The sequence below is a fragment of the Cytophaga sp. genome (genome assembly GCF_051961495.1).
Lineage (GTDB): Bacteria > Bacteroidota > Bacteroidia > Cytophagales > Cytophagaceae > Cytophaga.
Genome location: NZ_JBQCDF010000160.1, coordinates 1 through 9,985 on the forward strand (window position 1 = coordinate 1; position 9,985 = coordinate 9,985).

Sequence of the window (9,985 nt, forward strand, 5' to 3'; positions counted from 1 at the left end):
AAATTATGGGTAACAATTGTTGCTGAAAGCGAGCAGGAAGTGGGAGATATTCTTGCAACGTTTCCTTTAATCGGTTATATGGTGTATTCAATCCATAAGCTGGCGTTTCATAATACAGCTCAATACAGCATGCCGCCTTTATCGCTGAATTAATTCTTTCAACTTTATAAAAATAAAAAAAACGGGTAACCTTATTAAGGCTACCCGTTTTACTTTAACTAAACGGGACTGAACGGAAAACTAAACTATCTATTATTAATTCTGATATGACGGATCTGCGTGGTGACCATGGTGGTGACCGGATTTATGAAACTTGTGATGCGCTTTGTATTTGTGTCCGTGAGATGCGGTAGCGGCTGATACGTTAAACGCAAGTAAAGTAAATACCAATGTTGAGAATACTACTAACTTTTTCATATCTGTACTTGTTTAAAGTGCCTGACTTAATTTTATGATACAAGTATAACACAGAAATCTGAAGGCTTATTGTAGCAATTCTGAAGGCATTATGAAGTTGAATTCTTTTTTAATGATTCTGTTACTTCTTTCCTTAAATCTTTACGCATTAGCTTATTGGAGGCCGTTCTGGGGAAGGATTGTTTCAAAATAAGCAGAGATATCCTGAACAGGGGATTTAATTGTGTCTGTATGATTTTTTGTAATTCCTGCTGCAATAGAGTGGTATCGATTATGGCATTTTTTGTTTGAACGAATAAGGCTAATTTCTCCGGTCCGCCGTTTGCTTCCTGGTAAGCGACAGCAGCACTTTCAAATACAGCAGCATGTTTGTTAACAACCGCTTCTATTTCTACCGCACTGATTTTGATGCCGCCCAGGTTCATGGTATCATCAGTTCTGCCGGTACTTTTATAAAAACGGACATCCTGATACGTATTCATGGTATAACCATCGCCGTGCCTGCGCAATAGCGCGTATCCTTTAATCTGCGGCAGGTCAGAGTAATATTCTTCGCGGTGGTTTTTATTTAAGATCTGCTGCGACAAGCCTACAGCGGGAGGAATTAAAAATACTTCACCGGTGCCTTGTTGTGTGACGATGTTTTTATCCGGGTCTACTAAAATCAGTTCACTGCCGGGTGCCGGTGTATTGAAATGACACAGCGCATTGGGAAGTTCCACCGAACTGCTGAGGTAACCGCCGCCGATTTCTGTACCACCGCAGTATTCAATAATGGGTGCTTTAAAGCTATTCAGATAACACAGGTATAAATAATCTTCCGTATCAGAGGGCTCGCCAGTAGAGCTGAAAATCCGTACGTGCCAGTCCGCGATGGGACCGAATTGCTGTGCCCGCCAGCTTTTCACAACAGAAGGAATAGTACCCAATACCGTTACTTTTGTTTGTACCGTGAAATCAATGAATTCCTTCTTTGAATAGGCGCCGTTGTATACAGCAATGCTGGCTTTATTCAGCAGACTGGCGAAAATCAGCCAGGGAGCCATCATCCAGCCCATGCCGCTGGTCCAGGTTACAACGTCACCCTCGTGGATATCCTGCAGTAGTTTTCCATCTGTAGCGCATTTTATAGGAGTAGTTGCCAGCCAGGGCAATGCTTTAGGTTCTTTCGTTGTACCGGAAGAAAAGAGTATTGAGATAATATCTTTGCTGGAATGCTTATAAGAAGTAAGTGTATCCGCTGGTGTTATTTCCAGGTCTGACAGCAGTATATCCGAATGATTGTTTCGGATTGCAGCGGCATTGGAGTTTTTATCTGTCGTATGCAGAATGATTGCGGCGGGATCAGCTTCCACCACTTTACTCAGCACCTGGATTGTTTTTTCAGCATACATATACGAATCAATAGTAAGCACCGCTTTCGCCTGGATGATGTCGATGCGTTTCTTTAATTCAGCAGCAGAAAAACTGTCTGAGACCAGCACCGGTTCTGCACCAATATAGATCAGTCCCAGGTATACAGCAATGGCTTCAATGCTGAAGGGAAGGTAGAGAACAATACGGTCATGTGCCGAAAAGCCTTGTTTTATAAAGCCTGCAGCGTAATTACGTGTTCTGTTATACAATTCCTGATAACTGATCTGTGTGATTTTGTTATTGCCTTCAGCCTGAAAATAAATGGCAGTTTGTGCCGGATCAGCCTGGAAGCAGCTGTCAACGATATTAAATGTGGCATCTTTAAACCAGGTGATTTTATCCGGATCCCCGGTCTCTTCAAGAACAATGCTGTAATGTTTTTCAAATACAACCGGAATATTTTTTACAGCAGTTTCCCAGAATGCGGCTTTATTTTCAACAGACCATTGATAAAAATCTGGATAAGTGTTGATGTTCAGCATCTGCATCCAGTGTTTGATGTTAGACGTTATCGCATATTTCTCAGGCGTCCATACTACCGGTATATCCGTTTCTGTATAGGTTTCACGAAATTTATTTAACAAAACAGTAAAAGGCTGGTTTTGATTCTGATTCAGAAAATCCATCCAGGTATGTTGTTTATGGTTGTATGTTTTACTCATATGCTGATCCGTTGAAATCTTAAATAAATACGTAATAAACAATTTAAGAGATAATGAAACTAAAAGTAGAAATCTTTCGTTGATTATGGCACAATAGTTGCACTATTATCCGTAAATCATTAATAGATATGACTCGTGTTTATTTATTATTCTTCTTTTTAACGGGTTTGTCATTGGTTTCCAATGCACAGGCTGAAATTACGTTTAAAGAATCGTCGCATGATTTTGGTACTGTACATGCCGGGAAGGACACATTATGGTATAATTTCACCTTCACCAATACCGGAAATGAACCTTTACAGATTAATGATGTTAAGACATCATGCGATTGTACTTTAGCAGAATGGCCTAAAGGTGTTATACAACCAGGTAAATCGGCTGTTGTGCGCGGTGGATTCAAGATTGAAAATAAATCGGGCAGCTTTGAAAAAAGCGTGATTATTATTTCCAATACATCTCCTGCAACATCGATCATAACGATCAAGGGGGTCATCGGGGACTCTGCTCCTCAATAAAACGTGTAGTTGTTTTAGTTTATATAGTTTATAGTTTATTTTCAGAATGCCCTTTGCTTGTCACAAAGGGCATTTTTTTATGCGTTTCCTCATTGTTTGTTTCATTTTTTAAGTGCAATATTATTGCTTCAAAGAACGATCAAACAATTATGAAAGTACTTGTATACAGCACCCGGAGTTATGACAGAACGCATTTTGACGCATTGGAGAACGGGATTTTTACATTTGAATATGTTGAGGACGAATTGAATATAGATACAGCAGATCTTGCCAAAGGAGCATTTGCCGTATGTATTTTTGTGAATGATGATGCATCAGCACCCGTTGTTGAGAAGCTGGCAGGTTATGGCGTGAAAGGCATCGCGATCCGTGCGGCCGGGCACGACCAGACCGATAAAGAAGCGGCACATAAATTCGGTGTGCATGTTGCCAATGTACCGTCGTATTCACCGCATTCGATTGCTGAACATACAGTAACCCTGCTAACAGCGCTGAGCCGCCACATTGTGGAAGCAGACGCGCGCGTGAAACAATACAACTTCAATCTGGAACCTCTGGTAGGATTTAACCTGCATCATAAAAAAGTAGGAATCATTGGAGTAGGGAAAATCGGCGGTATTACAGCTAAGATCCTGCACGGCTTCGGTTGTGAGCTGCTGGGCTTTGATCCGTTTCCAAAAGAAGAATATACACAGCAATACAACCTGCGTTACACCACACTGGAAGAGATTTACCAGGTTGCAGACATCCTGGTTATCCAGGCGCCGTTAAACGCACACACCAAATACCTGGTCAATAAAACATCCATTGCAGCCATGAAAGATGGTGTTGTAATCATCAATACCGGCAGAGGCGGCGTGATCAATACGCAGGATGTAATCGACGGACTTGCATCCGGTAAAATCGGTGCACTGGGTATTGATGTATATGAAAAAGAAAAGGGATTATTCTTTTTTGATCATTCAGCAAACAAAACAATAGATCCATTGTTCGATAAATTACTGGCATTTAAAAATGTTTTGGTTACGGGACACATGGCTTTTTTAACAACCAATGCGCTGACAAGCATTGCCAATACCACACTGGCTAATTTGAGCCGCTGGCACAAAGGTGAAGCAGCTGAAAATGAGCTGTAATGCAAAGAAAGCAATAGGTGTGTGATAAATGAAGTGCGTTGAATAATGCGGCTCTTTAGGTGATTTATGGGTGTTTTAATTATATTCGTAAAGTAAAACCCCATACTATGCTTTGCAGAATAATATCCGGTATCTGGATACTTTTATTTATCCAAAACGCATGTGCTCAACTATCTCTTCCGGCAGAACGGACCGCACTCGAGCAACTCACCGCTTCCGGCGATTATCAGGCAGCTTTGAAAAAAGCAGTTTCTATCAAATCTTACACAGAAAAGAAATTCGGTGCACAGGATCCGGAACACGCAAAGTCGTTACTGGATCTTGCTGTTGTATATTATTACTTATTTGATTGCCCCAACAGCCAGCTGTATATACAGTCAGCAAAAAATATCTATGCCGTTAAACCGGGAACGCAATCTTATGAATATGCCAACACATTGCAAAATCAATCTTATATTTTACTGAATTGCAATGAAACCGATAAAGCCGAACAGGCCACCGCGCAGGCTATAAAGATCATTCAGGAGCATGTTAAGGACAGCCTCCTGCTGCTGGCTTCTTTGCATTCTGATCTTGGCTATATCCAAACGTTAACGGGAGAAATCACGGAAGCAAAAAAAAACTACGGAATAAGTTACGAACTTATGCAGGCAAATGGCTTTGAAAACAGTGAAGCATTTGCATTCCTGTTGAATAATATTGCCAGTTTTTATCATGATTTATCAGACTATACACAGGCCAAAAAATATTATGAAGAATCACTCGTCCGTCATAAGATTCTTTTTGGCAATAACTCGCCCGAGTATGCAACGGTGCTGAATAACCTGGCAATCCTTAACCTGGATTTTGGCTTTTACGAAGATGGCGGACAAAATATTTTTAGGGCCGCAACTATTTTTAAAACAGTAAAAGGTGACAGGAGTGCTGAGTATGCAAAATCACTGAATGATATCGGAAATGTATATGATAAAGAAGGTGATTATAAGAACGCGGAATATTTTTATAAAAAATCACTGGAGCTTAAAAAACAACTGGGGCTTGAAGGTAATATCACTTATTGGAATACACAGAACAATCTGGCATTGCTGTATAGCAGGCTCGGGAATTATACTGCCGCTATTTCAATGATGCAGCTGCAGCTGGCAACAGTAAAAAAATATAAAGGCGAAAAATATCCTGAGTATGGAAATTACCTCAACTCCATGGGCACGATTTATCAGGCAAGCCAGGAATATGCAAATGCGTCTGATTATTTTAATCAGGCCCTGAATTTTTATAAAACCTACTATGGCACTTCCGATCCCAATTATTCCAGGATCCTGAACAACCTCGGTGTAATCAGCATAAAGGAAAATAATATGCAAAAGGCACTACAGTATTTTAATCTTTCGCTTCAGATTCTGGAAGCCGATACCATCAGTAATGCCATTGAACGTGCAGATACCTACAACAATCTGGGAGAAGTATATTCAGCGACAGGTGAGTTTGGCAAAGCGCGCGCGCAGTTTGATAAAGCGCTTGCCATCTATGATGCCCAGATTGGACGGAAACATCCGGATTACTGGACCACTTATTCAAACATCGCCCTGCTTAAATACCGTTCAGGAAATATCCGGGAAGCGATCCAGGATACCAGACAGGTGCTGGATATGAATATTTCCATGATATACGACAATTTTACTTTTTTAAGTGAGGCTGAAAAACTGAAATACTGGAATAAAACGTACGACCAGTTTGAATTTTATAATGCTGTATGTGTAAAGCAATCTGAAAAAAATCCTGAACTGATCGGGTCCATGTTTGATTATTCACTCGCTACAAAGTCGATTGTATTTAATTATACCCAACATCTGAAAAGTAAAATCATTCAGAAGGGCGATCATGAATTGCTTGGTACCTATAACACCTGGGAACAGAAGAAACAATTGCTGGCTACCTACTATAACTTTTCCAAACAGAAAATAGCAGATGATGGTATTGATATTCCTGCTTTACAGGAAGAAGTAAATACGCTGGAAAAAAATATTGCGGTCCGGTCTGCTGATTTTAAAATAGCGCGCGAGATCCGGAATGTACACTGGAAAGATGTACAGGTAAAACTAAAAGACAATGAAGCAGCTGTACAGATGATCCGCATGCAGGTATTTAATAATACCTGGACCGATTCTGTTGTTTATGCAGCACTGATTCTTACCAGGGAAACAACTGCCGGTCCTGTATTGGTAGTACTGAAAAACGGGAATAAGCTGGAAGGTGGCTATTATAAAGGGTTTCAGAATGCTGTAAAATTCAACCAGGTAACAACTGAATTTTACAATGCCTTCTGGAAAGAGATTGACCAACATTTGCAAAACAAAACAACGATTTATTTTTCTCCGGATGGCGTATACAATAAAATTAATATTGCTGCCCTTAAATTACCGGATGGCGGTTATTTAATGGAAAAACGTACGGTACAGTATGTACCTATGCTGCGCAGCCTGATCACATCCGCAGATACAAAAGCTGCCGGTACAGAAAAAGCTTTTTTATTCGGCCATCCGGATTATAACTATGCCATACAGCCTTTGGCAGATTCATTGAATTTCAGCCAGGCGCAGGTGAATCCGGAAGAGTTGAGAGGTTACCAGCTTAATGAACTTCCACAGACAAAAATTGAAGTGGAAAAAATTCAATCAATATTAAAAACGGGCGGCATTGATGCAGAAATTTACACAGCAAACAAAGCCACGGAGACCAGCATTAAAAGTCTGAAGAGTCCATATGTTGTGCATATCGCCACACATGGGTATTTTGTAAAGGATTATGAATTGGAGGAGGAAACAAATACTGCTGTTAATTATAAAGAGAATCCGCTATTGCGTTCGGGCATTCTGTTGGCGGGCTCTAATTATACCCTGAATAACCAATCCTACGGAAATACCCTGGATGATGGTATTCTTACGGCGTATGAAGCCATGCAGTTGAATCTGGAAAATACACAGCTGGTAATTTTATCAGCCTGCGAAACAGGCCTGGGAGAACAAATGAACGGAGAGGGTGTACTTGGTTTGCAGCGTTCTTTTATGCTGGCCGGCGCCGATAATATGCTTATGAGTTTATGGCAGGTAAATGATGAAGGAACACAATTGCTTATGAGCAGTTTCTATAAGTATTGGATTAAAGATAAAAATACAGCGCAGGCATTCAGAAATGCCCAGCTTGAATTAATGAAAACACATCCTTCCCCGTTTTACTGGGCAGCATTTATCTGTATAAAATAAATCATGTCATACAGAGATAAAATTTTACAAAAATTAAAAGACCGTCATGCCGACAACTCTTTTCGTACATTAATTGTGCGGGAAGGATTGGTTGATTTTTTTTCCAATGACTATTTAGGATTTGCCCGCGACCAGGAATTGTTCAATGCTGTTCTGAATAAAGAAGCACAATACAGGCTTGAAGTATGTAACGGGTCAACAGGTTCACGGTTATTGTCGGGTAATACCAGGCTGGCCGAAGAAGCAGAGACCTGCCTGGCAGCGTTTTTCCAGGCAGAGAAAACATTGATCTTTAATTCCGGTTACAGCGCCAATGTTGGTGTGCTTTCGGCATTGCCGCAGAAAGGAGATACGATTCTGTATGATGAGCTTATTCATGCCAGTTTGAAAGATGGCGCACGCTTATCTTTTGCCGACCGAATTTCTTTTAAGCATAATGACCTGGAAGATTTTGAGAAAAAAATCAAACGCGCCAAAGGCGATATCTTTGTTGTAGTAGAATCCATCTATTCCATGGATGGGGATAAAGCGCCACTGAAAGAAATTATCCGGATCGCAAAACAATACGATGCCTGCATCATTGTAGACGAGGCACATTCCACGGGTACCTGCGGTGCATATGGCGAAGGCTTTGTGCTGGCTGAAGGCCTGCAGGATGATGTTGACATTCGTATTCATACCTTTGGGAAAGCCATGGGTATTCATGGCGCCTGTGTAGCGGGTGAGAAGATGGTGATCGATTATCTGATCAACTTTTCACGTGCATTCATTTATACCACCGCATTCTCGCCGCATTCTTTTTTTGCTGTGCTGGCAGCATTTGAAAAATTACGCGGCGCACAAAATATTTTGACAACCTTACATAAAAATATACAACAGTTTTCAGCAGGGTTAAAGCAATTCGATTCATACATTGTCAGCACCAGTTCAATACAGGTATTGAAGATTGGCGGCAATGACCGTGTGAAAGAGCTCGCACAGAAAATCCAGGCGCAGGGCTTTGATGTGCGTCCGATCCTTTCACCTACCGTGAAAAAAGGCGAGGAACGTTTGCGTTTCTGTATTCATGCATTCAATACGGAAACACAATTAACAGACCTGCTAGCCTGCATCAAAAAAAATCTATGAAAAAATATTTCGTTACAGCAATATCAACCGATTCAGGTAAAACACTGGTGAGTGCGATACTGGTGAATGCCTTGCAGGCAGATTACTGGAAACCCGTTCAGGCAGGCATGATCGAAACCGATAGCAACACCATCCGCAAATTGTTGAACAGTGAACATTCCATCATTCATCCCGAAGCGTACCGGCTGCAGTATCCTGCGTCTCCGCATGCGGCAGCGAAAAAAGAAAATATCGTTATCGATCCGGCATCCATTCAATTGCCGGATACGGATGGCAACGATCTGGTCATTGAAGGTGCAGGCGGAGTGCTTGTCCCGTTGAATGATACAGCAGTTGTTGCAGACCTCATCACACAGTTTGATGCTGAAGTTATTCTTGTGTCGAATATTTATCTGGGCAGTATCAATCATACGTTGCTTACTGCTGAAGAATTAAAGCGTCGCGGTATCAAAGTGAAAGGAATCATATTCAATGGAGAGCCGAACGAAGAAACAGAACGGATTATCCTGAAACATACCGGTTATAAAAAACTGCTGCATGTATATCCGGAAGAAAAAATTACAGACGCAGTTGTTAAAGCATATGCAGTAAAATTATTTGAGCATTGGTATGAATAAGACATTGCTGGAAAAAGATGCCGGACACCTCTGGCATCCCTACACACCGCTAATCAATAAGAGACCGTATGCAGAAGTTGTTTCTGCAAAAGATATGTACCTGCACCTGGCAGACGGCACAAAGCTGATGGATGCCATATCATCCTGGTGGGTCAACATCCATGGTCATGGAAACGAGCAGCTGGCAAAGGCTGTACAGAGCCAGATCCTGGAGCTGGACCATACCTTGTTTGCAGGCTTCACGCATAAGCCAGCGGTAGATTTTGCTATTAATTTTTTGCGCGTCGTGGCATGCGACCAGAGCCGTCTTTTTTATTCAGAAAATGGAAGCACGGCTGTTGAAGTGGCCATGAAGATGGCTGTTCAGTACTGGAAAAATAAAGGCGAGGAGCGCACAACCATTGTAGCAATTGAAGGGGCATTCCACGGCGATACATTTGGCGCCATGTCTGTGAGCGCGCGTGGTCTGTTTACCGAAGCTTTTGAATCGTTGCTCAATCCGGTATTGTTCATTCCTTTTCCCGATGGTACAAACGATGAAGAAGTACTGCAGCAGCTGGAAACGTATTTTCAAAAACACCCTGTTGCAGCATTCATCTATGAGCCGCTGATCCAGGGCACGGGCGGCATGCGTGTATATACACCGGAATTACTTTCGCGCATGATGGATGTATGCGCCAGATACGGTGTACTGACGATTGCAGATGAAGTCATGACCGGTTTTGGGAGAACAGGAAAAAAATTCGCATCGCATTACTGTACGCGCAAACCCGATCTGATGTGCTTTTCCAAAGCCATTACCGGCGGCTTGCTGCCTTTAGGTGTAACCAC

Annotated in this window: 8 protein-coding genes; 6 read left to right on the forward strand and 2 right to left on the reverse strand. The window is 41.7% G+C overall.

The window, feature by feature from the left end:
* Window positions 1–255: 255 nt before the first annotated feature.
* Both ACTHJT_RS08315 and ACTHJT_RS08320 read right to left on the reverse strand, forming a co-directional pair.
* Window positions 256–417: a hypothetical protein gene (locus tag ACTHJT_RS08315; protein WP_440237549.1), complete on the reverse strand. Its 162-nt coding sequence runs from the start codon at window positions 415–417 to the stop codon at window positions 256–258.
* Between the two features lie 89 nt (window positions 418–506).
* Complete coding sequence (locus ACTHJT_RS08320) at window positions 507–2,495, reverse strand: AMP-binding protein (RefSeq protein ID WP_440237550.1); 1,989 nt, start codon at window positions 2,493–2,495, stop codon at window positions 507–509.
* Between the two features lie 128 nt (window positions 2,496–2,623).
* On the opposite strand from ACTHJT_RS08320, the gene ACTHJT_RS08325 reads away from it, so the two are divergent.
* From ACTHJT_RS08325 to ACTHJT_RS08350, 6 genes are all read left to right on the forward strand, one after another.
* Window positions 2,624–3,010, forward strand: a complete 387-nt coding sequence (locus ACTHJT_RS08325) for a DUF1573 domain-containing protein (protein ID WP_440237552.1) — start codon at window positions 2,624–2,626, stop codon at window positions 3,008–3,010.
* Between the two features lie 149 nt (window positions 3,011–3,159).
* Window positions 3,160–4,146: a 2-hydroxyacid dehydrogenase gene (locus ACTHJT_RS08330; RefSeq protein ID WP_440237553.1), complete on the forward strand. Its 987-nt coding sequence runs from the start codon at window positions 3,160–3,162 to the stop codon at window positions 4,144–4,146.
* A gap of 107 nt (window positions 4,147–4,253) precedes the next feature.
* Complete coding sequence (locus ACTHJT_RS08335) at window positions 4,254–7,409, forward strand: CHAT domain-containing protein (RefSeq protein ID WP_440237555.1); 3,156 nt, start codon at window positions 4,254–4,256, stop codon at window positions 7,407–7,409.
* Window positions 7,410–7,412: 3 nt separating this feature from the next.
* Window positions 7,413–8,537, forward strand: coding sequence for an aminotransferase class I/II-fold pyridoxal phosphate-dependent enzyme (locus ACTHJT_RS08340; RefSeq protein ID WP_440237556.1), 1,125 nt, complete (start codon window positions 7,413–7,415; stop codon window positions 8,535–8,537).
* Window positions 8,534–9,154, forward strand: a complete 621-nt coding sequence (gene bioD, locus ACTHJT_RS08345; protein ID WP_440237558.1) for a dethiobiotin synthase — start codon at window positions 8,534–8,536, stop codon at window positions 9,152–9,154. The genes ACTHJT_RS08340 and bioD overlap by 4 nt, the downstream gene beginning before the upstream one ends.
* Window positions 9,147–9,985, forward strand: an 839-nt coding sequence (locus tag ACTHJT_RS08350; RefSeq protein WP_440237559.1) for an aminotransferase class III-fold pyridoxal phosphate-dependent enzyme, incomplete at its 3' end; no start/stop codon positions are given. The genes bioD and ACTHJT_RS08350, both read left to right, overlap by 8 nt.

Coding starts and splice junctions, on each gene's coding strand:
- bioD (WP_440237558.1), top strand. CDS start 8,534: ATGAAAAAATATTTCGTTACAGCAATATCAACCGATTCAGGTAAAACA.
- ACTHJT_RS08340 (WP_440237556.1), top strand. CDS start 7,413: ATGTCATACAGAGATAAAATTTTACAAAAATTAAAAGACCGTCATGCC.
- ACTHJT_RS08335 (WP_440237555.1), top strand. CDS start 4,254: ATGCTTTGCAGAATAATATCCGGTATCTGGATACTTTTATTTATCCAA.
- ACTHJT_RS08315 (WP_440237549.1), bottom strand. CDS start 417: ATGAAAAAGTTAGTAGTATTCTCAACATTGGTATTTACTTTACTTGCG.
- ACTHJT_RS08320 (WP_440237550.1), bottom strand. CDS start 2,495: ATGAGTAAAACATACAACCATAAACAACATACCTGGATGGATTTTCTG.
- ACTHJT_RS08330 (WP_440237553.1), top strand. CDS start 3,160: ATGAAAGTACTTGTATACAGCACCCGGAGTTATGACAGAACGCATTTT.
- ACTHJT_RS08325 (WP_440237552.1), top strand. CDS start 2,624: ATGACTCGTGTTTATTTATTATTCTTCTTTTTAACGGGTTTGTCATTG.